Source organism: Bradyrhizobium sp. AUGA SZCCT0222 (genome assembly GCF_018130205.1).
Lineage (GTDB): Bacteria > Pseudomonadota > Alphaproteobacteria > Rhizobiales > Xanthobacteraceae > Bradyrhizobium.
The window spans coordinates 51,311-76,223 of sequence record NZ_JAFCLX010000008.1 but is presented as its reverse complement, the minus strand read 5'-3'; the positions used below and the strand labels follow the sequence as shown (position 1 = coordinate 76,223).

At 62.8% G+C, this 24,913-nt stretch carries 18 protein-coding genes and 4 pseudogenes; 15 read left to right on the top strand and 7 right to left on the bottom strand.

The genetic code is table 11. From position 1 onward, the window contains the following. The first annotated feature begins 135 nt into the window (after positions 1-135). Together JQ629_RS09385 and JQ629_RS09380 are read left to right on the top strand one after the other, a co-directional pair. Complete coding sequence (locus JQ629_RS09385) at positions 136-1,056, top strand: LysR family transcriptional regulator (RefSeq protein WP_212412411.1); 921 nt, start codon at positions 136-138, stop codon at positions 1,054-1,056. Further along, entirely contained in the window at positions 1,053-2,018 is a 966-nt protein-coding gene (locus JQ629_RS09380; protein ID WP_249134923.1) for a LysR substrate-binding domain-containing protein, read from the top strand. Before JQ629_RS09385 ends, JQ629_RS09380 begins: the two co-directional genes overlap by 4 nt. 735 nt (positions 2,019-2,753) lie before the next feature. Here the strand turns inward: JQ629_RS09380 and JQ629_RS09375 are convergent. Next, a pseudogene (locus tag JQ629_RS09375) lies at positions 2,754-2,948 on the bottom strand (alanine dehydrogenase); the annotation flags it as partial. A 2-nt stretch (positions 2,949-2,950) separates the two neighbouring features. Here JQ629_RS09375 and JQ629_RS37880 point away from each other — a divergent pair. After that, positions 2,951-3,274, top strand: a pseudogene (locus JQ629_RS37880) (EboA domain-containing protein); the annotation flags it as partial. 99 nt (positions 3,275-3,373) lie between these two features. Here the strand turns inward: JQ629_RS37880 and JQ629_RS09370 are convergent. Next, a complete protein-coding gene (locus tag JQ629_RS09370; RefSeq protein WP_212412410.1) occupies positions 3,374-4,012 on the bottom strand; it encodes a hypothetical protein in 639 nt (212 codons plus the stop codon). Positions 4,013-4,021: 9 nt separating this feature from the next. After that, the gene (locus tag JQ629_RS09365) at positions 4,022-5,224 is read right to left on the bottom strand and encodes a zinc metalloprotease (protein WP_212412409.1); all 1,203 of its coding nucleotides are present in this window, start codon (positions 5,222-5,224) and stop codon (positions 4,022-4,024) included. Between the two features lie 236 nt (positions 5,225-5,460). Here JQ629_RS09365 and JQ629_RS09360 point away from each other — a divergent pair, with 236 nt between their 5' ends. The 3 genes from JQ629_RS09360 (at position 5,461) to JQ629_RS09350 (ending at position 9,551) form a co-directional block, all read left to right on the top strand. Further along, entirely contained in the window at positions 5,461-6,486 is a 1,026-nt protein-coding gene (locus JQ629_RS09360) for a catalase family protein (RefSeq protein ID WP_212412408.1), read from the top strand. Between the two features lie 69 nt (positions 6,487-6,555). Then, a complete protein-coding gene (locus JQ629_RS09355) occupies positions 6,556-8,547 on the top strand; it encodes a LodA/GoxA family CTQ-dependent oxidase (RefSeq protein WP_212412407.1) in 1,992 nt (663 codons plus the stop codon). Between the two features lie 2 nt (positions 8,548-8,549). After that, a complete protein-coding gene (locus JQ629_RS09350; protein WP_212412406.1) occupies positions 8,550-9,551 on the top strand; it encodes an NAD(P)/FAD-dependent oxidoreductase in 1,002 nt (333 codons plus the stop codon). A gap of 474 nt (positions 9,552-10,025) precedes the next feature. Here JQ629_RS09350 and JQ629_RS09345 read toward each other — a convergent pair whose 3' ends face one another. From JQ629_RS09345 to JQ629_RS09335, 3 genes are read right to left on the bottom strand one after another with little or no spacing between them, the layout of a single operon-like run. Then, positions 10,026-10,898 carry an ABC transporter permease gene (locus tag JQ629_RS09345; protein WP_249134922.1) on the bottom strand — a complete coding sequence of 291 codons (873 nt, stop codon included), beginning with the start codon at positions 10,896-10,898 and terminating at the stop codon, positions 10,026-10,028. Continuing rightward, entirely contained in the window at positions 10,895-11,836 is a 942-nt protein-coding gene (locus JQ629_RS09340; protein WP_212268256.1) for an ABC transporter permease, read from the bottom strand. The genes JQ629_RS09345 and JQ629_RS09340 overlap by 4 nt, the downstream gene beginning before the upstream one ends. 56 nt (positions 11,837-11,892) lie before the next feature. Beyond that, a complete protein-coding gene (locus tag JQ629_RS09335) occupies positions 11,893-13,404 on the bottom strand; it encodes an ABC transporter substrate-binding protein (RefSeq protein WP_212412405.1) in 1,512 nt (503 codons plus the stop codon). Positions 13,405-13,596: 192 nt separating this feature from the next. Here JQ629_RS09335 and JQ629_RS09330 point away from each other — a divergent pair, with 192 nt between their 5' ends. The 7 genes and pseudogenes from JQ629_RS09330 to JQ629_RS37870 form a co-directional block, all read left to right on the top strand. Further along, positions 13,597-14,805 (top strand): ROK family transcriptional regulator, encoded by a 1,209-nt coding sequence (locus JQ629_RS09330; protein ID WP_212412404.1) that lies wholly within the window; start codon positions 13,597-13,599, stop codon positions 14,803-14,805. Continuing rightward, the gene (nagB, locus tag JQ629_RS09325; RefSeq protein ID WP_212412403.1) at positions 14,802-15,578 is read left to right on the top strand and encodes a glucosamine-6-phosphate deaminase; all 777 of its coding nucleotides are present in this window, start codon (positions 14,802-14,804) and stop codon (positions 15,576-15,578) included. Before JQ629_RS09330 ends, nagB begins: the two co-directional genes overlap by 4 nt. Beyond that, complete coding sequence (gene ggt, locus JQ629_RS09320) at positions 15,575-17,170, top strand: gamma-glutamyltransferase (protein WP_212412402.1); 1,596 nt, start codon at positions 15,575-15,577, stop codon at positions 17,168-17,170. Before nagB ends, ggt begins: the two co-directional genes overlap by 4 nt. A 34-nt stretch (positions 17,171-17,204) precedes the next feature. Further along, positions 17,205-18,866, top strand: coding sequence for an ABC transporter ATP-binding protein (locus tag JQ629_RS09315; RefSeq protein WP_212412401.1), 1,662 nt, complete (start codon positions 17,205-17,207; stop codon positions 18,864-18,866). A gap of 16 nt (positions 18,867-18,882) precedes the next feature. After that, entirely contained in the window at positions 18,883-20,112 is a 1,230-nt protein-coding gene (locus JQ629_RS09310) for a Gfo/Idh/MocA family protein (RefSeq protein WP_212412400.1), read from the top strand. A gap of 893 nt (positions 20,113-21,005) precedes the next feature. Beyond that, positions 21,006-21,300, top strand: a pseudogene (locus JQ629_RS37875) (transposase); the annotation flags it as partial. 38 nt (positions 21,301-21,338) lie between these two features. Further along, positions 21,339-21,644: pseudogene (locus tag JQ629_RS37870) on the top strand (transposase); the annotation flags it as partial. A 153-nt stretch (positions 21,645-21,797) separates the two neighbouring features. Here JQ629_RS37870 and JQ629_RS09300 read toward each other — a convergent pair. Beyond that, a complete protein-coding gene (locus JQ629_RS09300; protein ID WP_212412399.1) occupies positions 21,798-22,715 on the bottom strand; it encodes a LysR family transcriptional regulator in 918 nt (305 codons plus the stop codon). A 108-nt stretch (positions 22,716-22,823) separates the two neighbouring features. Here JQ629_RS09300 and JQ629_RS09295 point away from each other — a divergent pair, with 108 nt between their 5' ends. Together JQ629_RS09295 and JQ629_RS09290 are read left to right on the top strand one after the other, a co-directional pair. After that, the gene (locus tag JQ629_RS09295) at positions 22,824-23,801 is read left to right on the top strand and encodes a Bug family tripartite tricarboxylate transporter substrate binding protein (protein WP_212412506.1); all 978 of its coding nucleotides are present in this window, start codon (positions 22,824-22,826) and stop codon (positions 23,799-23,801) included. Positions 23,802-23,828: 27 nt separating this feature from the next. Further along, positions 23,829-24,878 carry a methyltransferase gene (locus JQ629_RS09290; RefSeq protein ID WP_212412398.1) on the top strand — a complete coding sequence of 350 codons (1,050 nt, stop codon included), beginning with the start codon at positions 23,829-23,831 and terminating at the stop codon, positions 24,876-24,878. The last annotated feature ends 35 nt before the right edge of the window (positions 24,879-24,913 follow it).

Genomic DNA, 24,913 nt, shown 5'->3' with positions numbered 1-24,913 from the left:
TGATATCGCGACAACTTTGCGGGTGCGGAGCCGTCTGCCCTGTGCAAGATTACGAACCAGCGGAATCCGCCGTCGTACCGGGCGGGAGGACGGCATTCAGGTCCGACCAGGAAAGCCGCAGGGTGGCTCTCGGTAATGCAGTTTCGTCATCTGCGCTATTTCGTGAAGGTCGTCGAAGCCGGCAGCTTTTCGCGCGCCGCTGCGGCGATCCACGTCGCACAACCCGCGCTCAGCCAGCAGGTCGGGGAACTCGAAGAACGGCTCGGCTTCGTCTTGCTGGATCGAAGCTCGCGCGGCGTGCGCCCTACAGCCGCCGGCGAGATCGTGTTTCGCGAGGCCTCCGAAATCCTTCGTCAGCTCGAGCAGCTTCCCGGCATTGTGCGGTCGAGCAGTGGCGAGGTTGAGGGCATCGTTAACTTCGGAATCACGATAGCGCTCGCGGGCGGCATCGCGGGCTCTGCCGTTGCGGCATGCAAGAAAGCACTCCCGAAGGTGACGTTGAAATTCTCCGACGGCGAAAGCGATGAGCTTCAGGACCGGATCGAGGCCCAAACGCTCGACATGGCCTTGGTCTTCGAGGATCACTTCGTACCGAACTTCTCGCGCCATCCCATTTTCCGGCAGCGTCTTTACCTGGTGGCACGTGAGCCACTGGCAGGGTGCCGGGGCGTAGTATCCCTCGAGCAGGTCGCGAAACTGCCGCTCGTGCTCCCACCACTCCCCAGGCACCGGCGTGTCGTTATCGACCGCGCCTTTGCGGAGGCGGGGCTGACGCCGAACATCATCGCTGAGACCGCCGGACTGAGCGAGTTGTCCGCGGTGCGCTCCGGGGTCGGATATTCGATCTACAACGCCGGGACCTTTGCGAACGTCTATCCGGGCGCCTTCGCCGAGCCGCTACTGATCGAGCCGCCGATCTTCCTCACATGCTCGCTGGTTTCCTCCAGCGATTTCCCGCTCACGCATGCCGGGGAAGCCGTCAAAAGCGTACTGATCCGCTTCGTGGAGGACGAAATAGCAAAGAATACGCGGCCCGGCGCGGAGCTGATCCGATGATGCAGTATCGACACTTGCATTACTTCGTCAGCGTGGTCGAGGCGGGCAGCTTTTCGCGCGCGGCATCCACGATCCACGTGGCACAGCCAGCGCTCAGCCAGCAGATCGCGCAACTCGAAGAGCAGCTCGGCGTGAGCCTGCTCTTGCGCAGCGCTCGCGGCGTTCGCCCGACCGCCGCAGGCGAGGTGCTCTATCGCGAGGCGTCTTCCATTCTGAAACGGCTGCACCAGCTTCCCGGCATCGTGCGGTCCGGCACCGGGATCACGAAGGGCACCGTGCGGCTCGGGATGTCGTCAACCTTCGTGACGACGGCGCCCGCAGCATTCATGCAGCAATGCAAGGCGTCCCTGCCCGATGTCTTGCTCAGGATGGCCGTCTCCGACAGCCCGACGATCAAGCGCCGTGTGACCGAGCATGAACTTGACCTTGGACTGGTGTTGGAGGACGAGCTTGCGCCGACCTTCGCACGCATGCCGCTGTTCAGGCAGCGGCTGTTTCTGATCCGCCATCACGCGGCGTCGAAAGGCAAGCCGGTGCAGCTCGCCGATCTTGCAGCGCTACCGCTGATCCTGCCGTCTCCTCCGAACATCACGCGCACCGCGCTCGATCGCGCTCTTGCGCAAGCAAAGCTTGCGCCGAACGTCGTGATGGAGGCCGACGTGGTAGCAAACATCATCGCGGCGGTGCGTGCGGACGTCGGCGGGGCGGTACTGCCGAAGGGTAATCTTTTCGACATGTCGGGCGATGATCTTGGCGAGCCCGAGGCCATCGAGCCGCCGGTTTATCTTACCTGTTCGATAATCTCGTCCGGCAATTTTCCTCTGGCCAATGCGGCGGAGGCGGTGCGCGATCTGCTGACCCAGTTCGTCGAGACCACCTTGCACCAAACGCAGGCGCCCGGTGTCGAATGGATCGACGCCGGGCGAGCCGAATCGCTGAACACTACCCCTACATCGCGGTAGTATTGTTTCGATTGCCGACCTGCTGTTATCGCGAGCCATGAACGCAGGCCACACCGAAACGCTCTTCCAAATCAAAGGTCCGCCCTTACGCCGAAGCTTCATCAGATTATCCGTCGGGGAACCGCCAGCATGTACTGCCAACCCTACCGCTCAGTAGTGATCGAACCTGTCTCTGCCAATCGTCTCCACGAAAACGGGAATTTCTGCGGTTTGGGCTGGAGACTTTCGGCATGTTCTCGCCGAGGTTGCCGCTTTCTGGAGACTAGAGACTCGAGAAAATCGCACCAAAACCCTATTAGATGCGGTATATTTGACCAATATGAGGCCACTCTCTCTGGTTGAGTGACTGCCTGGCTGGGGCGGGAGGGATCGAACCTCCGAATGGCGGAATCAAAATCCGTTTGATTATTCAATGATTTCAATGCGCATTTGAAAAAACGGCGAAAGATCCCTGCCAGCAATTTCGATAGCTTGGCGCTCGTTTCCAAATGAAAAAACGGCCTCAACGGGGGGATCAGTCCCGGCAATATCTGGTGGCAAGCCGCGAACGCTTCTGCGCCGCAGACAGCTGAGAGCGGCGACCCGCAAAACTCGCCGCCTCTACCATCGAACGCCATTGACGGTTTGGTACAACGATCGCGTGCTCAAGTCCGCTCGCCGCGCTGTTCCAAAAAAGGGCCACTCCGAAGAGTGGCCCAAGTCAGGGAGGAAACGTCCACGAGGGACCTCTGGGGATCAGGCCGCAGCCTTTTCGATCGGTGAGAACGGTAGACCAAGGCTCTCCGCAACAGCCTTGTAGGTCAGCCGGCCCCGGTAGACGTTCAGACCAGCACGTAGATGCGGATCCTCCAGCACGGCTGCAAATCCCTTCTTCGCTAACGCCAGACCGAACGGCAGCGTGGCATTGTTCAGCTCCTGGCTCGACGTGAGCATTGGACGGATTCCTCCAGCTCGCCGATCAGTGGGTTTCGCAAAAAGCAGACGATCGCGGCCTGGCATGGTTCCGCGGGGCCATCCGCGATGTCGCGCAAGCCGGTAACGAACGGCCGCTCAATGTTGCGATCGGCCTTGCGCCCCAGCGGCTCGGTAAGACCGATCTCTCGCTCTCCAAGATCGACCTGGCGCGGGCGGAAGCGCTGCGTCCCGGCCTCGATCCCAGCGACTGGAGCGTCGATCAGTTGGTACGCGTCGCCTTGATGGCCGCAAGCCATGCCGGAGACGACGTTGCCTTCGCGGCACGGTTTGACAGCTTCTGCGCCACGGCGGAACGGCGCAGCTCAAGCCGACGTTATCCTGCGGATCGATCGACCGCGGAGTCGTGTGTTTCTAACGCTCAACGACTCTGTCGTGAGCGCCTACTTCAAGTCGACTGTACCTTCCGCGATGATTTCTTCGTCGAATCCAGTCGTCCGCAACACCCGTACGTCGGCGTGTGTGGCGCCCGCGAACTGATTGCGATCGACGTCCACCTCGGGAGTGGGGCGACTCACCGCGATCGTGTCCCACGTCGACTTGTTGTCCGGCCTGACCTGGACCGAGTAGGTCACGCCGGCGACGGGCTGCAAGCCGCTGAGTTGGTCGATCTTCAATGGCCGCCGGCTGGCTGCCGCAGCTCCAGCAAGCTCGAGTCCGAAGGCAGCACCTGCGGCCGGCCCGGGTGCCGCCGCTCCGGCCTCGTACCGGCTGATCTCTTGCCCCTTGAGTTGGAGGCTTACCGACTTCATGCCGGCCACGCGCGGAAGGTCCGCCTGAATCAGACCGACATCGTTCGGCCGGTCGGGTTCGGCGGATGACCGGCGGACAACGACTGGTTCACGATAAACTTCCTTGCCGTTGTCGTCGTAGGCCACAAGCTCCACGTCCTTGTCAGCGGCGGCGTCCGACGCGACGGTGGAGACCGAGGGGTTCACGTACATGATCTTGCCGTCACCAGCGGTCTTGTTGATGGTGGCGACGACGTGAACGAACGATCCGGTCTTGATTTCGGCCTTCATCGGATCCTCCTAGGCGACCGGCGAACCGAGGGCATTCTCTTCCAGCAGCCGGGCGAGTATCGCCTGATAGGTATACGCCGATAGCCACTGGTTGTCCGCATAAGTCATCACATCGTGATATGTGAGCCCCGGCAAAGCAGCGGCCGCCAAACCGAGTTCGTGATCTCCGGTGTCGACACCGACATATTTGTTGTCCGGCCGGCTGATACAACCGTTCTCATAAGGGAATGTCGGATCGCTTGCATCCTGCGCGCCGGGAGGGAATCCCGGATGAAACCGGCCGAACGTATGCCCGAGCTCGTGAGCGCCGTACCAATCGGCGTATGACGCGTCGCGATCGCCGGCAAAGCCGTTCGGCACGCCCGCGGGTCCGGAAGCGACGGTGTCCGGCTGGGGCGTGCCCGGAATGGCGAATGCCTTTCCGCGCATGAAGTTGTTGGACGCGTTGTCGTCGACGAGACCGTAATAGTGTGTGCGCGGATCGACGCCGCTGCTCACCTCGCGGCTTCGCAGCGCGGCGATCTGCGCATTGGCGAGATCGACGGTCGAGTCGTCGAACGGTGCGGCAAAGTCCGCGTCCACCACCATGTGGGACCATTCGAGCGCGGCGACGGGATAGGCACGGTTGAGAAACGACCTGAGATACGAAAAGTGGATCGCAGCGGGGGTGACGGTTGTCGTGCCCACCCTGTACCGAAGACCGATCACCCGAATGCGCAGCAGCGGCGCCGCCGTGAATGTTACGGGCGCGATGTTGAACGCCGCCGCCGGAAGCTCACTGCCTCCGGGCTGAAAGATGCGGCTGATGCGCAAGCTGAGTATGCCCGCGCCGATGGCCGCGGCCGGCAGGCGGAAGTTCAGGCTCTTGTCGATGTCCTCCCGCTGTTCGCCGAGGCTGAAGGGCGAGCTTGGGTCCAGCCGAAGCGAGTTGATGGCCGGGAGGAACGTGTCTCCTCCGCCGCTCCGGCTCCACGCAATCTCAGCGGTGATCTGGCCGGGCTGCGACACCGAGGTCGGGTCAAGATAGAGGCGAACGAGCGTCGCCTTATCGGCGACCAGCGGCACCGAGTTCGTCACGTCCTGAACGCACTGGACGATCTCGACGCCGCGCACCTCCACGCCGGCCCCTGGCTGAGCAAGGCCGAGCGCGCGGCGCTTGCGAGGTTTTAGTCTGGGAACGCCCGAGCCGTGATTCACGCACATCATGCACATGGTGTTGTCCCGGCTTTCATGACCCGCAACACGAGCGCAGCTTCGCTTTGTCGTGTGGACTTCAGGTCTACATTGATATTATAGTACTCGCTATAATTGAATCAAGCCAAGCTCCCGCTGGTCGGTCATTTCGACGCAGCACGGTTGACGTAGCCTGTCGCCGGTGCCGGATGCGAACGGCTCCGGCGCAGTAAGTTCCGCGACGAACGATTTGCGTGACCCCAGGAGGACATTCGATGTTGCATCGTTTTCAGTCGCGCGGGCTCGGCGCGGCGGCCGCTCCGCAGAGCACAGTGCCGCCACGCTCGGTGATCGAGCCGATCGAGGACATCCGCGCCTCGTTCATCGACAAATTTCAGAGGCGGCGGATCGAGCGAGGCGAGAAGCCCGCCGAACGGGCCGTCTTCCGCAAACAGCACGGCGTCGCGAAGGGCAAGCTGACAGTCGCGAACGAGTGCCCACCGAAGTTTCGCAAGGGGCTGTGGCAAGGCGGCCCCTATGACGTCTGGATGCGCTGGTCCAGCGACGTGCCGCCAAACGTTCCGGATCAGAAGAATAATACGCTCGGCTTCGCGCTCAAGCTGTTCGAGGTCAAAGGCCCGACGCTGGCAACCGACAATCCGCTCGCGTCTACGGCCGACCTGATCTTCCAGAACAGCGACATCTTTTTCGTCGACAACGCGCAGGAGATGGCGGCGATATCGTCGGAAGACGAAACGGATGCTTTCACCGCGATCCACAAGCGGTCGCTGCTGATCCTGAATGAGATGGCGAAGGAAGAAAAAAGTCTCGCGGCGGCGCGCTATTACAGCACACTTCCATACGCGGCGGGCGAGGAGATCGTCAAATATCGTCTCATCGCCGCACAACCGGTGCAGACCGCCGCGCCGGGCCCGTCTCCGATCTACCTCGCTGAGGATCTAAAGGTGCGGCTCAAGGCCGGCGCGATCAGTTTCGTGATGGAAGCGCAGTCATTCGTTGACAACAGTGTCACGCCCATCGATCGCGCAACCGAGCGGTGGGAGGAGGCGATCTCTCCTTTCGTGCCGGTCGCCCGGCTGGATATTCCGGCGCAAGACATCGATCAGGCGGGTCAGGCCGCGTATGGCGAGGGCCTCGCGTTCTCGCCGTGGCGGACTTTGTACGAGAACAGGCCCCTCGGCTCGATTGCCGACGCAAGGCGTATCTCCTATCCGGCCTCCGCCGCCGTGAGGCGCAGCCTGAACGGGCAGCCGATGGAGGAGCCGGACCATCCGCGCTAATGCCTCGCGGCACTTTTGGTGCGAACATCTTCGCTTTTGGACAATCGCTTTTGATCTTGAGGTCAGACGATGATCGATCCCAACGCAATTGCAGCGCTGAAAGTCTATCCGCCCATCGGCGTTGCCCGCGTCGGCAATGCGCAGGGCGCCGACGACTACGTCATCGGCCCCGAAATTATCAGCGGCGCGCCGACCTTGCCCGGCACGATGCCGGAGCAGCCGGCTCGGTTTGTCGAGGACTTCCGCACCCCGAACGGAGAGATCAAGCGGCAGGCCGCGCGCTTCCGCATCTACGCCCATATGAAGGACGGCAGCGTGCAAGAGGTGACCGCCGCATCCGCGAGGATCGAGTGGCGCGTCACCATCGCGAACCTCAAGGCCGGTTGGTACGATTTCAATCAGGCGATGGACCTCGGCCCGCTGAGCCAGAACGCGTTGCGACGAAACCGCGATCTGGTTTCGCCGGACAGCAGGTGGAAGCTCGACATCACGCCAGCCCCAAAAAGCATTGCGGGGCAGAAGGCCGGCCCGATCAGGCTGGACGATGGCGCATTCTGGGCCTCGCCGGTCTATCTCGGCGAGCTTCGCACCGACGGCGACGGACGGCTGATCTTCCTCGGCGGCAACGGAGTCTCGCGCCCATTCCGCAGCGGGACACGCCCCCTCACATTCGCCAACAATCCAGGTTGGCACGATGACGTCAGCGATGGGCCGGTGCGGGCCCAAGTGACATTCCCGGGGCACACACCGATCGATGCGGAGCCCGGCTACGTCTGCGTCACGCCGCCGAATTACGCGCCGGGCCTGTTCGGTCTCGTGACGATGGACGACGTGGTGCGGGAAGTCTTCTACGACAAGGGATGGATTCCACAACCCGTCAAGACCTCATTCACCAATGACGTGCTGCCGGTGTTTCAGCGCCTGACCGGACTGCAATGGGTCAACCATGGGCTCTTCGTCGTTCATGGCTTTGGCTCACCACTCGACGCGCAGAATGCGCAAGTCGTCGCGAAGCTCAACGACGCGTCTCCTGCGAATGCGGCGTGGCGCACCGCCGTGCTGGCGTTGTTTCGCGATCCGGGTGCCGGCGGCGCGCTGATCGAAGATCAGATCCCGCAGGTCTTCGGCGATGCCGTCGACGAGTTTTTCGGCAATCCGCCGAAGCCACCGAATTCGCTGCTTGCCGTGACAAAGACCCAGTATGCGCATCTCAAGCGCTGGGCTGCTGGAACATTTGACGCCGATGGGTCGAATGCACCGGCACGGCAGCAGAGCTTTTCTGCCCTGCCTCCTGAGATCCAGGTGGAGCATCTCGAGCGTGCGCCTTTGCACGATTGTCTCGGCGGCCCATTCCATCCCGCGATGGAGATGACATGGGTGATGCGGGTTCCGCTGATGTGGACGTCGGCGTATCGTCTGAAAATCCTGGCCGGCGAGCAACCGGCGCGGCAGGACTTCGGGAGTGCTCTCACGCCGGCGGTCTGCACCGGCGCAAACGGTCCACACGATGGTGTTGCTGCAGGCTGCCTCACCCGCTTCCTCGGCGTGCCGTGGCAGACCGATCATACCTCGTGCAATTCAGCGGCCGACTATTTCCCGTCGACGTTCCTGTCGACGCCGACGTTCTGGGGACCGCGTGCACCGGATCAGGTTCTGGCAGACGGAAACTATCTGCGTGCGGCCGCCATCGCACCTCTCGGTCAGGCAGCCCAACAGCAGACCTTCAAGCACCTGATGAACCGGGTCGATTGGCTGCGCGACGTGCGCGGCAACGATTACAATGACCGCCTGTCGAACATGATTGCGGAATGGTCTGAGCTCGGCATGGTGTTGCCAGTGAAGAACGCTCCTGCATCTTTGCCGGTGCAGGACGTGCGCGTCGAGCAGGGACGCAGCGATAACGGCGTCCCGATCGATGTCACGACCGATCCGAAGTACCACGCCGTCGAAAACATGGAGAGCCTGTTCTCGCCGCAGGCGACAGCGGGCTTGGCGCAGCGGCGCGCCGCTCGCAAGACAGCTCCGCCGCCAAAGCGAACCTACCGCCAGGGCGAGATCTGACCTTGGAGGAGCTGCGCACCGACTGTCTCGTGGTTGGCGCGGGGCCTGCCGGCTTGACCGCCGCACGACTGCTGGCTCTCAAGGGCCGCACGGTTGTCGTTGCAGATTCCGGCGCCGCTCCGACGACTCGTCTCGAGCTTCTTGCCCCGGCGTCGCTTGTCACCGTCGCGGCGCTAGGACTTGAACATTTGCTTGACGATCCGGCGATTGCCCGAGGGTGTCTCGGCATTCGGCGAACGCGCCGCTCGGGCGAACTGGACTACGAGGACTTCCTGCGTCATCCCTGCCGTGTTGGCCATGTGGTCGATCGCGCACGTTTCGACGCGCGTCTTCGTGAAGAGGCTGTCGCTGCCGGGGTTACGTTCTGGGGGCTGCGCGCAATCGGCGTCACGCCGGACCGCGGCGTCATCTGTCGTGCGAGCGATAGCGCCACGACGAAGTTCGTCCGTGCGGAAATCGTCGTCGATGCCACGGGCCGCGCCGGCGCGATCGCGCGGCGCCTGGGTGCGCGCGTGGCTGCCCGGGATCGCATGGTTGCCGAACTGGTCGAGGATGCGGCTGTCGACGCGACCGCCGACTCCGCTTTGTGGCTCGATTACCGCAGCGATGGACCGACCTGGTCCTACCGCATCCGTGGACCGCGAGGTCGTGTGCAGACATGGCGCATCCGCGCCTCCGGGACGCCAGCTGGAGACGCGCTGCGCAGCGAGGACGCATCCGCATGCGTCCTCTCGGAGGCTGCGGGCGAGGGGTGGATCGCAGTGGGCGATGCGGCGATGGCGTTCGATCCGATCGCCTCTCAGGGGTTGTTCAACGCTTTGTCGTCCGCATTGGTCGCGACGGGGGCGCTGTTGTCGGCCGATCGGTTGAGCGCGACCGCCGCGCGATTATATTCCGACGCGGTCACCACAACATTCCTTCACAGCGAAGCAGGTCGCATCAGCGTCTATAACACCATGCCGCTTTCTCCGGCGTTGCAGCCATCCGGCAACTCGGCAAAATGAAGTGGTCCCGGCTGAATAGATTTTCCGCGTCGATAGGTGAAGCCTCTGGCAGGGTTGGGCCGCCGCGCTGAGCGGAGGAAGATCGAAGTAGGCTTGATCCGGGGTGCGGTCGTCAAGGCCCGAATGCGGACGATGGCCGTTGTAAAAGTCGAGATCCACGACCGAACAATTGGTCCAAAATCGGCTGCGTCGCCCGCACCGTCTTGCCATGCTGCTTGGGAGCTTTCAATAAACAACCGTTAACGCAGCGCCGCGCGTCTCGGATACGACCAGATCGAATTGACCATTCATGGCCTGCGATCCACCGCGTCAACGCCCCCGAACGAAGGCGGCAAGTGACAAGCCGCTGGGATCCGAACGTCAAGTCCGCATCAGGAGGCGAATGAAATCCGCGGCGCCTGTAACCATGCCGCCGAATTCTGATATGTCATCAAGCGACGGGTCCGAAGGAGGAAGCAAATCGAAAACCCGCATCTAGTGCCTGGGATTGAGAGCATCATTCAGGCCGTCACCCATCAGGTTGAAGCCGATTACGAGGGCGATGATCGCGAGCCCGGGCCAGAACGCCATCCATGGCGCCTCGCTGAGAAACTGCCTGGCGACATCAAGCATGGCGCCCCATGACGGGGCCGGAGGCAGCTGGCCAAGCCCCAGGAAGGCAAGGCTCGCCTCGGCCAGGACCGCAATCGCCATGGTGAGCGTCGCCTGCACGATCGTCGGCGCAAGCACATTCGGCAGCACCTGTCCGGTCAGGATGGCGAGATCGCCGAGGCCTTGGGCACGGGCCGCCGCGATGTAATCCTCGGTGCCGACGACCAGTGTTTCGGCACGCGCGACACGAACGAAAACCGGTACGGCGGAAATGCCGATGGCGATCATCGCATTCTGGAGACTGGGGCCCAGGAATGCAGCCAGCGCAATCGCCAACACCAGGAAGGGGCAAGCCAGCAGCGCATCGGCGAAGCGCGAGATCACCATGTCAGCGAGGCCGCCAAAATAGCCGGCGACGAGACCAAACGGCAGGCCGATCAGAACTGCGACGGTCACAGAGACCATACCGGCTCCAAGCGAAGCCTGCGTGCCAAAGATGACGCGAGACAGTACATCACGGCCGAGATCGTCGGTGCCGAACCAGTGGGCTGCACTGGGAGCCGCGCGTATAGCCATCCAGTCCGGCGCATTTGGATCGTAGGGCGCGATCCACGAGGCAAACACCGCAAGCACGGCAAAGAACAGAATGATCGTAGCCCCGATCACGGCGGACGGCTCGCGCAACAGGCGGCGAATCTCCGGAGAACCGGCTGCGCGCACCCGACTTGCAACCGGCGCCGTCTCAATCGAACTCATGACCTGAGCCTCGGATTGAGCAGCACATAGGCGACGTCGGCAATCAGGCTCATCAACAGGAACACGGCCGCCGTGCACAGCACCACGGCCTGGACCACGGCATAATCGCGGCTGAACACGCCATCGACGATCATCTTGCCAAAACCGGGTATGGAAAAAACCTGCTCTGTCAGCACCGCGCCAGCCAGCAATTCGCCGAATTGCAACGTGCCCAGCGTCACCACCGGAATCAGCGCGTTCGGCAGCGCATGGCGCAGCACGATTGTGCGATCGCGGACACCCTTCGCGCGGGCGGTACGCACATAATCCTGCTTCATCGCCAGGATCATCGCGCTGCGGACATGGCGCATCATGATGGCGGCGGTGCCGGTGCCGAGAACCAGGGCAGGCATCAGCATTGAAAGCAGGTTGCGCCCCACGCTTTCGAAAGGCGAAACAAACCCTCCGGCCGGCAACCAGCCGAGATTCACCGAGAACACCAGAATCATCATGATCCCCAGCCAGAAATGCGGAATCGACAGGCCAGCCAGTCCGAACAGACTGGCACCGTAATCGAACGGCGTTCCGCGCCGCAGCGCCGCGAAGATTCCGATCGGCAGCCCGAGCAGGAGCGCAACCAGCATCGACAGGATCGCGAGTTCGATGGTCACCGGCAGCTTTTCAACCAGCATGGTGCCGATCGGCAGCCGGGTGCGCACCGAGGTACCGAAGTCACCCTGCACCACGCCTTTCAGCCAGACGACGTATTGCACCGGAACCGGATCATTGAAGCGATATTTCTGCCGAAGATACTCGACGACCTCCGGGTTGCGTTCTTCGCCGGCCAGCGCCAACGCCGGATCGCCGGGCAGCAGCTTCTGCAGGCCGAACACCATCATCGACACCAGCAACAATGTCGGCAGTGAGACGCCGAGCCGGCGCAGAAGCAGTGTCTTCATCTTGGCAGTCAGTTCCTCACTTGGCCGGCGCGCCGACGCGCGCCAGGCGTTGCGCGTCAGTTCGCAGGCTTGACGCCAGTAAGGCGCAGCAGCCCGTCGGGTACCATGACGATGCCGCCAACCGATTTGCGTGCCGCAAAGAACCAGTTTGGATGGTAGAGGGGAATCGACGATAGCGCCGTGAGGTAGATGTCCGTAGCCTTGACGTAGAGCGCCTTGCGTTTGGCTTCGTCGGCCTCACCGCGGGCCTCGGTCAAGATCACATCGAGATCCCTGTTGCAATATTTGTTGACGTTCTGCGAGCCGGCGCAACTGAAAAAAGCAATCAGTGTCGGATCCGGGTCGGCACGGCCACTCCAGTTGCCGATATAGGCTTCGAAATTACCATTCATATAGCGCTCGATCGCCGTAGCCGACTCCATCGGCAACAGCTTGACATCGAAGCCCGCCTCACCCGCCATCGACTGCATGATTTGCGCGACACGGGTATCGCCGGCCGTGTTCTCGTACTGGAGTTCGACCGGCACTCGGGTCATGCCGGCAGCAGCGATCATCGCCTTGGCCTTCGCCACATCGCGCGCCGGGATCTTGTGGGCGCGGTCGTAGAACGGAGACGACGGCGGGATCATCTGATTATCGGCCAGAAACTCCCCGTTGAAGGCGACGCGGTTGATGACGTTGCGATCGATCGCCAGCTCAAAAGCCTGGCGGAGCGTCGCGTTCTTGCCGAGCGGCGTGTCGGCCTTCGCTCCCGCGCCGACATTGAACATCAGATGCGCGACGGCAAGTCCCTGGCCGGAATGCAAAGCGAGGTTGGCGTCTTCACGCACGATTTTGAGGTCGGTCGGCGCGACGCGTTCGGCGAGGTCGAGATCGCCGGCCCGCACCCGCGACAGCCGCACGGTTGAGTCAGGCACATAGTGATAGACGACCTCGTCGTAACCGATCTGCCCGGCATTCCAGTAGCCAGGATATTTCTTGACACGAATGAGGTCACGCGACTTGCGCTCGACGAACTGATACGGACCGGCGCAGACCGGCGCCGCGGCGAATTCGCCGACCTTCTCGCCGGCGGCCTTGGGCGACACCATCATGCCGGCCCGGTCGCTGAGATTGGCGAGCAGCGGCACGAAGGGCTCCGACAGGTTGAACCTGACCTTGTCCGTCGCAAGCGCCTCGACGCTCGCGATCGGCGCCAGCTCGGCCTTGCGCTTGGAATCCGGCATGGTCTTCATGCGCTCGATATTGAACTTCACCGCCGCCGCATCAAACGCGGTACCGTCATGAAAGGTGACGTTCTTGCGCAGGGCGAAGGTGATCGACTTGCCATCCGGAGCCCACTCCCAGGCCTCGGCGAGCTGCGGTACGATCTTGAGGTCGGGCGAGATGTCGACAAGCTTGTCGCACAGCGCCGCGAACACAAAACGGCCGGCATAGGTGCCGCTGACCGCCGGGTCGAGTGCATCGGGATCGTCCTGAAGGCCAACCCGCAGCGTCGCCGCCTCGGCCGAGACCAGAGCCAATGCGGTCATCGAAATTGCCGTCAACACCGTAGCTGCACGCCTCATATCGGACTCCCATGGCCTTGCCGTCGGACGACAAAGCAAGCACGTTCGACTCTATTTGTAAATATTGCGAACAAACTACCCGGTATTTCGTAGCATTCGAGGGAGAAATAGCACATATGCGATTACAAAATCCCCTTGACGCCATTCAACCAAGGATATTAGTTCGTCACCTTGACTAATTGGACTGGCTTCATGCAAGATTCTCCATCCTCGCCCGTTGCGCGACAGCAATCCGTCCGCCTCGTGGTGGAGCGCCTGCTGCGGGATCGATCGGTGTCCCGCGCCGATATCGCCCGCAGCACAGGCCTGTCCAAGCAGACCATCTCGGAGGTGATGCGCGAACTTGAACGCGATGGCTGGGTGTACGAAGACGGGCAGATCCAGGGCACCGTGGGGCGTAGCGCCGTAACCTATGCGCTGCGGCCAGACGCGGCCTTCGTGCTGGGCATCGACCTGGGCGGCACCAAACTGCACGTCGCCCTTGCCGACTTGCAGGGCGTGACCGTCGCCGAGAGCATCGAAGCGACTGCAGGCGATGGCGGCGCCGCTGTCGTCGCTCAGATCGGGCGCATGACCGACGCCCTGCTCGAGCGCGCCGGTGTGTCCTCGCAACGTCTGCGCGGCGGCGTGATGGGAAGTCCCGGCATCATTGAGCCGGCGTCGGGCGGCATTGTGATCGCGCCCAACATCGCCGGACTGGACAGCCTGGACGTGCGCGCCGCGCTGCGCGCCCGGCTCGGCATCGACATCGGCATCGAGAACGACGTCAATCTTGCTGCAATCGGGGAGCATTGGCGTGGCAATAGCCGCAAAGCCCGCACCTTCGCCTTTATCGCCCTCGGCACCGGCATCGGCATGGGCATCTTCGCGAATGGCCATCTTATCCGCGGCGCACGTGGCGCGGCCGGCGAAATCGCCTACCTGCCGCTCGGCGGAGACCCCTATGATGCGCGTGGCCAACGGCTCGGCACCCTGGAAACCGCCGTCGGCAGCGCAGGCATCATCGAGCGCTACACCGGACTCGGCGGCGCATCCGGCAGCACTGTGCGCGACGTCTTCGATCGGCTCGAGACCGATGAGGCTGCGCGGATCACCATCGACGAGGTCGGCCGGGTCATCACGACGGCAATTCTTGCCGTGCATAGCATGCTCGATCCCGAGATCATCATCATGGGCGGCAGCATCGGCGCGCGTCCTGAATTGAAGCTCCGAATCGATGCGCATCTCGGACGCTGCACGCGCGAGCCGGTTCGGATCGAACTCAGCGCACTCGGCAATCGCGCCACGCTGATCGGCGCGATCGGCAGCGCGATCGACCACGTGCACCGCGCGCTGTTTGGCATCGGCAAGGATGCGAGCCCGCTGGCCCTGCCCTTCACAGCTTCGGATGTCGCGGCATGAGACAGCACGCGCCGCAAATCGAGATTGTGGGCAATGCCACCGCCGTCGCGGAACGCGCGGCTGCGCACATCGTTGCCCGGCTGCGCAACGAGCACGCGGTCACACTTGGTTTTGCGACCGGCGCAACGATGAGACCGGTCTATGCCCGCCTCGTCGCCGCTACACGCGCCGGCGATGTCTCATTCAGGGCGGTGTCCAGCTTCAACCTCGATGAATTTGTCGGCGTTGCGCCGCAATCGCCGGGAAGCTTCCATGGCTATATGCAAGAGCATTTGTTCGGGCATGTCGACATGGAAGCCGGACGGGCGAGAATTCCCGACGGCATGGCCGGCGACATCGCCGCCGAGGCGGCCCGCTATGAGGCGCTGATTGCGGCTGCCGGTGGCATCGACCTGCTGCTGCTCGGCATCGGGGCCAACGGCCACATCGGCTTCAACGAACCGGGTTCGGATTTTGCGTCACGCACCCGCGAGATCAAGCTCGACGAAGCCACCCGCATCGCGAATGCCGGCAATTTTCCTCATCTCGCATCGGTTCCCGAGCGTGCGATCACGATGGGGATTGCGACAATCCTGGAAGCGCGCAGCATCCTGCTGATAGCAACCGGATCAGAGAAGGCGGCCGCCCTCGCAGCCGCCATTGAAGGTCCAATCGGGCCGGCTTGTCCCGCCTCCGCGCTCCGCCTGCACGACAATGTTCATGTCCTTTGCGACGAAGCGGCCGCCGCAGCGCTCGCCAACCGGCCTCACAACAACAATCGGAGAACGGCATGAGCTGGCGGCAGCGCGATTTCATGGTGCCGGGACGCTCGCTGGCGGTGGGTGACCGCGGCATGGCCGCGGCCTCTCATCCCGCGGTCACGCTCGCCGCCATCGACATCCTGCGCAGCGGCGGCAACGCCGTCGACGCCGCCATCGCCGCGATCGCTCTCCAGGGCGTCATCGATCCGCACATGACCGGCATCGGCGGCGACTGTTTTGCGATTTATGCTCCGGCCTCGGGCCAGCCTGTCGCAATCAACGGCTCAGGCAGAGCACCAGCGAAGGCCGAGCTCGGCTGGTTCCGGCAACAGGGGCTGATGTCGATCCCTGACGATTCGCCCCATGCCGTCACCGTTCCGGGAGCGGTCGACGCCTGGTGCCGGCTTGCCGCCGATTATGGCTCGAAAGGACTGGATGAGATTCTGGCGCCGGCGATCCGCGCGGCCGAGAACGGCTTCGTGGTCCCTCCCCGCTCCGCGCTCGATTGGGCGCGCTATGCCGACCGCATCGAAAGACATCAGACAGGCGTCCCGGTCTATCTGCCTGGTGGCGTTGCGCCTGATATCGGCGGCAAACTCATCCATCCTGCACTCGGTGCAACGCTGCGGCGAATAGCGCGCGAGGGACGCGCCGCGTTCTACGAAGGCGCCGTCGCCGAAGAGATCGTGGCAACGTTGAGGGCGCTCGGCGGACTGATGCAGCTCGAAGATCTTGCAAACGCCAGATCGGAGTACGTTGCGCCCATCAGCGCCGACTATCGCGGTCATCTGGTCTGGCAATGTCCACCCAACGGACAGGGCGTCGCGGCGCTGCTGATCGCCCGCATCCTCGCCGGCTTCGACATGGCCGACCCGGCGCTCGGCGAAGCGGACCGCATTCATCTCCTTGCCGAGGCGACCAAAGCGGCCTACCGGCAACGCGACGCACTGGTCGCCGATCCGGCCTTCCATCCGCTCGATGTCGAGGCGCTGCTGTCGGACTCCTCGATCACCGCGTTGCGCGCCACCATCAGCACGAAGCGCGCCAGCGCCCCGGCGGATTTTGAGATGCCCGTCCATCGTGACACCGCCTATGTTGCGGTCGCCGATCGCGACGGCAACATGGTGTCCTTCATCAACTCGCTGTTCTTCGCCTTCGGCAGCGGCATCTACGCTCCCCGTTCGGGCGTGCTGCTGCACAATCGCGGCTCGGGCTTCCGTCTCGTGGAAGGCCATCCCAACGCCATCGCGCCGGGAAAGCGTCCCTTTCACACCATCATTCCGGGCTTGCTCGCGAAGGACGGTAAACCCGTCATGGCATTTGGCGTGATGGGCGGACAATATCAGGCCGCGGGACACATGCAGATCCTGAGCGGGGTGCTCGACTGCGGCCTCGACATCCAGCAATCCTCGGACGCGCCGCGCAGCTTCGCCTTTGACGGCACGCTGTCGCTCGAACCGACGGTGTCCGGCTCGGTGGCTGACGATCTGATCGGACGCGGCCATCGTGTGACGTGGGCGGACGAGCCGCTTGGCGGTTTCCAGGCGGTGCAGGTCGATCCCATCAGCGGCGTCATGTATGGTGCGTCAGACCATCGCAAGGACGGCATCGCGCTGGCGGCGTGACCAGGATGGAGCAAATGATGTCAGGCCGGACGCCATGAGCGAGACGGTGGCGGAAGATGCGATTCTGTCGATCGAGCAGCTGACACTGGCACTGCCCGCCGACGCCGATCGAGCCTTTGCCGTCGAGGCGGTCTCGCTCGCGCTGCACCCGCGGCAGATCCTTTGCGTCGTCGGTGAATCCGGCTCCGGCAAGACGGTCTGCGCTTCCGCGGTGATGGGCCTGCTGCCGAACGATATTCGACCGGTCGCGGGCGCAATTCGCTTCGAGGGACGCGATTTGCTGAAATTGCCGGCAGCCGAGTGGCGGACATTGCGCGGGCGGCGCATCGCGATGATCTTCCAGGAACCGATGACGGCACTCAATCCGGTGATCAGGATCGGCGACCAGATCATGGAGGCGTTCGAGGCACATGGGCACCTCGCGCATGCCGAGCGGCGCGCCCGCACGCGCGCGCTCGCCGAGGAAGTGGGGCTGCGCGATCTGGACCGGATCATCAACAGCTACCCGCATCAGCTCTCAGGCGGGCAGCGTCAACGCGCCATGATTGCGATGGCGCTGGCGCTCGAACCGTCGATCCTGGTGGCGGATGAGCCGACCACCGCACTCGACGTCACCACCCAGGCACAGATTCTACGGTTGATCCGCGACATCCAGCAGCGGCGTGGCATGGCCGTGCTGTTCATCACCCACAATTTCGGCGTCGTCGCCGACATTGCCGACCGCGTCGCAGTGATGGAGAAAGGGCGCGTCGTCGAGCAGGGTTCGGTCGCGGATGTGCTCGAACGTCCGCAGCATCCCTATACGCGCCGGCTGCTCGCCGCGGTGCCTGGCCTGACCCCGCCGGTGCGCGCTGCGGTCGAGGACGCGCCGGTCGCCTGCGCGGCAACCGGCCTTGCGAAGACCTATCGCGGCAACAATTGGTTCAGCTCGCAGCGCGAGGTCGCGGCTGCGAAGAGCGTGAACTTCGAAATCCGGCGCGGCGAAACGCTCGGCCTTGTCGGGGAATCAGGCTCAGGCAAGAGCACGATCGGCCGGCTCGTGATGCGGCTGACCGACGCCGATGCGGGCGTCGTGCGCGTCGGCGAACTGGATTTCACGCAAGCGCGCGGGGCTGGTCTGCGGGCCGCGCGCAAGCATATCCAGATGGTGTTCCAGGATCCATTCACCTCGCTCAATCCGCGTCGCCGCGTCGGGCGGATCATCGCCGACGGGCCGATCGCCCATGGCGTCCCGGCGGCGCAGGCCTTTGCGCGTGCCGAGGAGCTGCTGACGCTGGTCGGCCTCGACCCGAGCGCGATGCAGCGTTTCCCGCATGAATTCTCGGGCGGGCAACGGCAGCGGATCGGCATTGCGCGCGCGCTGGCGCTCGACCCCGACGTGCTGGTGGCCGACGAGCCGGTGTCGGCGCTCGACGTCTCGGTCCAGGCCCAGGTGCTCGCGCTGCTCGAGACCTTGAAAACGCGGCTGCGGCTGGCGATGTTGTTCATCACCCATGACCTCAATGTCGCGGCCCAGGTTTGCGATCGGATCGCGGTGATGCGGCTTGGCGAAATCGTCGAGATCAGGCCCACCGCAGACCTGCTGAGCCGGCCGGAGCATCCCTATACTCAGGCGCTGCTGGCCGCCATCCCCGGCCGGCAGCGCAAGGCACCGCTCGTATCACCTGACGCCCTACACGACGACGTACGCCATTGAAGGAGAGGTCTCTGATATGCCGAAGCTCACGGAACTCCCGATGCTGCGCGTCGGCCTCATCGGCAGCGGCTTCATCGCCGCCTTCCATCTGCAATCCATGGTCGGCGTGCGCAACGTCAGCATCGGCGGCGTCTACAGCCGCTCGGTCGAGCGGCGCACGCGCATCGCCGATAAAGCGCGCAGTCTCGGCCTTGGGCAGGCGCATGTGTTCGACAGCATCGAAGCGATGGCGATGTCGGGCGAGGTCGATGCGCTCTGGCTGCTGACGCCGAACGACACCCGCCTCGACATTATGCGCGATATCCATCGCGTGGCGAAAGCCGGCGCGCCGCTGCGCGCCGTCGCTTGCGAAAAGCCGCTCGCCCGCACGCTCGCCGAGGCACGCGAAATGCTCGCGCTCGTCGAGGATGCAGGCCTGCTGCATGGTTATCTGGAGAACCAGTTGTTCTCGACCGCGGTGATGCGCGGCAAGGACATCATTTGGCGGCGCGCCGTGCCGCAGGGCGGAAGGCCCTATCTGGCCCGTGCGGCGGAGGAACATTCCGGCCCGCACGAGCCCTGGTTCTGGCAAGGCGAAAGGCAAGGTGGCGGCGTGCTCTCCGACATGATGTGTCATTCAGTCGAAGTCGCGCGCTTCATGCTGACCGCGCCGGGCGCGACCCGCGACAGCCTGCGGCTGGTAAGCGCAAGTGCGACGACGGCCAACCTGAAATGGACGCGGCCACGCTATGCGGCCGACCTGAAGACGCGGATGGGCATCGATTTCGCCAAACGCCCGGTCGAGGACTTCGCGCGCGGCATCCTTGCGATGGAGGACGCCGATGGCCATCAGCTGATGATCGAAGCGACGACGTCATGGGCCTATGTCGGCGCCGGCTTGCGCATCCAGCTTGAGCTGCTCGGCCCCGAATATTCGATGGAATTCTCGTCGCTCTCGACCGGTCTCAAGGTGTTTCTCTCGCGCGCGGTTACCGGATCGGAGGGCGAGGATCTCGTCGAGAAGCAGAATGCCGAGCAGGGCCTGATGCCGGTGGTCGAAGACGAGGCCGGCATCTACGGCTATACCGACGAGAACCGACACATGGTGGAAGCGTTCAGGCGCGGGCTGAGCCCCGCGGAAACCTTTCATGACGGCGTCGGCGTGATGGAAATGCTGATGGGACTCTATCGCTCCGCGGAACTCGGCCAGACGGTACATTTCCCCGACCCCGAACTCGAACACTACGTACCGTTGGTGGCCCGCTGACGGCAGGCCAGCGGGCGAATGCGATTTCGAGAGCGCCAGCGATTCCAAGTAATGCCCAGGCCATGTAACAGATCCGTTCGGCGCCATTGGCCGCGTCGTATGCCAGCTGCTTTGACCAAGTGGGACGGACGCTTGCTGCACTGTCTATGCCGGTAATGTCTGGCCGCACGACTTCGTAAGGCAGCGCCGCCGTTCGAGATCGCTCCGCAACGAGCTAGCGTTCCACGCGCAGCCCTCAGCGCACTACGTAACGTTGGTTCAGCCTGAGCGCCGAGTAGCAACTCTGCGTTCAACAAGCTGCTGGGGCTTCCGATGAAAACGAAAGCAGCACATAATTTCCAAATGGCGGGCGAAAACCATTTCCAAATGCATTCAGAGCCTGCGCGACAACAAAGCCATTTCGGTAGATAATTCAGAGTGTTGGGGCTGGCTGGCGACGCAGTGCTGATCGCACCTGTCTCCGCGCAGATTCCCTTGCTAACAGGGAGTTTTACAGGGAATCTAGCGGTTTTGGAGGCTAGGAGACATGGCAAGTAGTCAGAAACGCTGCACGTCAGCCGTTTTCTGGGTCAATTCCCCACTCCAATTAACAGGGAATTTTTTTGGCCTAACAGGGCTATCCTCGCAACGTAACAGGGAGTTTCTTTGGTCTGTCGATCTGGTTGCGATCGCGACTGAGGTGTTGAGGGCCCGTCGAACGGGCGTGTCACTTCTGGGAAATTTATAGCGGTCCAAGGATGTCCGCTGTGCCCTCAACATCGAACATTGGCCGCCAACTCTGCGGTGTCCTTTTTGTGCCGATTTTGTTGCAAAAGTCAGTTGAGACAGGCCGTGAAGCGTGATTCCGTTGTGTTGACGCGATTCTCGGTAGGGTCGATCCATGATCGGGCCGTCTGAAGAGTGACCAAGGTCAACTGTTCTACGAGTTTCATCTTGGCGACGCGGTTCCCTCACCTAGTGCGGAATGTTGCTCTCGATCTATCCTGGCTACGCAGCGAACGTGCACCTCACTATTCGTCGATGGGTCGCCCGTCGATCGATCCGGAACTGATGATCCGGATGCTGGTCGTGGGGTATGTGTTTGCGATCCGCTCGGAGCGGCTGATCTGCCGTGAAGTACAGGTGAACTTGACCTATCGCTGGTTCTGCAGGCTCGGTATCGCGGACGCTATCCCGGAGGGCAAGACGCTTCTGGATCGCGCAAGCTCGACTGCAATGTGTGACCGCTTAAACCGCAGTGCTGCCCCAAAGACCCACCGCGCAAGATCCCGCGCGATATCCATGAACACTCCCGAGACGTTGCCCGTTCGCTTCCGGACACTGAAGCCTTCGAACAGTCACGCCGTGAGCGTAAGAAGATCGAGATGCGGTTCGCACACCTGAAGCGTATCCTGAAGCTCGGTCGGCTTCGATTGCGTGGTCCACGAGGTGCCCTGGACGAGTTTGTTCTGGCCGCCATCGCCCAGAACCTGCGGCGGCCCGCGTCGCTGGTCGCTCGTCCACCACCCGCTCAGGCTCTGTGCATCGCGTAGCGTTAGAGTTGCGTAGAGAGCGTCAGGGCCGGCGGATCAAAGCCGGTGGTCATTAGCAAAATGGCCGAACAATCCATCGGTAGCAGCCGACTTTTGCAACAAAATCTGCCAGAAGCGGACATTCCGAAGATGCCGCCATTTGACCCAAAGCGGTTATTGCGGGTCTGCGAGCGTCCCCTTCGCTCTCCTGATCGAGTTCAGGAAGTTGCGGACGACAGCTGCCGAGTCGCCGCGGCGGGAGACGATATTGATTGGCGCTTTCAACTGCCCCGATCCCTTGAGCGGATGGTAGACGATACCCTCCATTGCCATCCGTCTGACGGAGGCCGGCACAACACACACACCTAACCCCGCGGCCACCAGGTTCAGGGCTGACGTGACCCGAGGGGCTTCCTGTCCAAGCGTGGGAGAAAAGCCGGCGTCGCGGCACGCCGCGATCGTTGCCTCGAAGAATGCAGGGCCTGTCTGACGCGCATAGACGATGAACGCATCCCGCGCCAGATCTCTCAGCGCGATTGCGCCGTTGCCGCAAGCAAGTTTGTGTCCGGTTGGCAGAGCGACGATCATCGGCTCGGCCAACAAAGGTTTGACGGAAAGCTCGGCCTCCACGAACGTCTCGGCCCGTAAGAAGGCAACGTCGATGTTCTTCTCCTGAAGACCTCTGATCAACTCGACGGGCAAGCGCTCTTCCAATGTCAGGTTGACCTGGGGAAACTCGTCGCGGAATGAGCGGATCGCCAGCGGCACGATGGGATGGAACGCACTCGTCGGCGTAGCTCCGACACACAGACGCCCTGTCTGGCCGCGCGCCGCGCGCCGCACGGTCTCATAGGCGCCTTCGTACTGGCTGAGCATCGATCGGGCGGTTTCCAGAAATGCACGGCCCGCCTGAGTTAGCTCTACGCCGCGCGCGCGTCTTAAAAAGAGTTGCGCACCAAGCTCATCTTCGATGAAGCGAATGCGCTGACTGAGAGGTGGCTGCTGCATGCCCAGCCTCTCGGCAGCTCGCGTGATGTGGCCTTCCTCAGCCACAGCCACGAAATAGCGGAAATGCCTGAGCTCGAGTGCCATATCACCAGCGATATCAATTTTGTCGTTTGGATATCATACCTGATTTTGGTGGGCGGTGGTACCTTTTTGCCATGGCAAGTGCATGTCTACCGGCCCGGGAGGTGAACCATGACATTGCAACGGCGACAATTTCTGCAAGGTACAGCAGCGGCTGCGGCCACTTTCGCGCTGCCTTCTCTTGCAACTGCATATCCCGCAAGGCCGGTGCGCGTGATCGTGCCGTTCGCAGTGGGTGGACCAAACGACATACTGGCCCGCATCGTCGCGGAGAAACTGTCAGCGCGCATGGACAAGCAATTCTATGTTGAGAACGTCGGCGGTGCCGGCGGCAGCATCGGGATGGGGCAAGGCGCGAAAGCGCCAGCCGACGGGCACACCATCCTGGTTGTGCCGCCCAATCTCATTGTCAATCCAGTGTTGTATGCGAGCGTGCCCTATGATCCGTTTCGGGATTTCGATCCGGTGACGTTGGCCGTAAGCGCCAAGATTGTGCTGGCCGTGCATCCGTCGGTGGCCGCAGGCACCGTTTCCGAGCTCGTCGCCCTGATCAAGTCCAGTCCTTCGAAGTTCAGCTTCGCGTCGCCGGGGGTGGGTACGCCGCCGCACCTTGTTGGGGAGCAGTTTCGCCTGTCCCTGGGCCTCGACCTCGCGCACGTTCCCTTCAGTGGCGGTGCCCCGGCCGTTACCTCAACGCTGGGCGGGCATACGCCGATCCTGTTCTGCTCACTTCCACCAGTCATCGAACACATCAAGCGCGGTGGTCTCCGAACTCTGGCGGTGACCAGCCGCACACGGGCGCAGGCGCTACCCGATGCGCCGAGCATGTCAGACGCGGGTTATCCGGAAATCGAAGGCGAGGGCTGGTTCGCATTCATCGTACCCTCGGGAACGCCGGCACCTGTCAAAGTCACGCTCCACCGGGAGATAGCTGCAATTCTGGCGCTGCCTGACGTTGCCACGCGCACCGCGGCGCTCGGCTTCGAACCTGTCGCCAGTACGCCGGAGGTATGCGCGGCCTTTTTCAGAAGCGAGAGCGAGAAGTGGACGCGGGTGATCCGGACGGCCGGGATAATAGCCGCGAACTGATCAATCGCATCGCACAAGGAGTCTTCGGTGAGCAACCGCACAGGCATCGAGACGGGTGCGCCCGCAGCAGCTGCGGCCGTTCGGCTTGCACTCTCCTATCAGGTGTCCCACGCGCTCTATGTCGCAACCCGTCTGGGGATCTGGGATCTGCTGGCGGCCGAGGTCTGCACGATAAGCGAAATCGCCGGCAGGGCCGGCACGCATGTTAAGTCCATGCAGCGGTTGCTGCGTGCGCTTGCGGCGTTCGATCTCGTGCGGGATGTCGGCGCCGGCAGATTCGAGCTGACCCTCGTGGGACAATGCCTGACCTCCAATTCGACTAGCTCCGTGCGGCCTCTGGTCCTGATGTACGGGAGTGAGCACGCGCGGCAGATGTTTGGCCACCTGGAGCAATGCATCGCCACCGGCCGGAGTGCGTTCGAGATCGCCTTCGGTGCAGAGAGCGGTTTTAGTTACCTGCAAGGTCGGCCTGACCTGGCGCAGGTCTTCAACGATGGCATGAGCGCGGCGTCCAGGTTCACGGGGGCGGCAATCATCAAGAGTTACGACTTCGATGGCGTATGTCAGGTGATCGACGTCGGGGGCGGGCACGGTGAGGTTCTTGCAGCGATTCTGCATGCGTACCCCCACCTGCGCGCCACCCTTTTCGAATTGCCGTCCGTCATTCAGGGCGCATCCGGTAAGATCGCCGGAGCGGACCTCAGGGATCGCTGCGCCCTCGTCGATGGCGACATGTTCAGCGCGGTGCCGTCAGGCGCAGATCTCTATTTGTTGGTGCACATTCTGCACAACTGGGATGATGAGGCTGCAACGGCAGTGTTGAAATCGTGTCGCCAAGCCATGTCAGACGCAGGCAAGCTCCTGATCCTTGATCGTGTGATGCCTGAGCGTGTCGAGCCCACCGAGACGGCGCGGAGAAACACGCTCATTGACCTGATGATGCTGGTGCGAACGCCTGGCGGGCGGGAGCGCACTGCCGATGAGTTTGCCGGCCTTCTTGCCCGCGCCGGTCTTCAACTTCAACGGATCACACCTTTGGATATCTCCGAAGCACTCATAGAGGCGACGCCGGTATAGCCGACACGAGCTTCGTCTTCCGGCCATACTGCGGG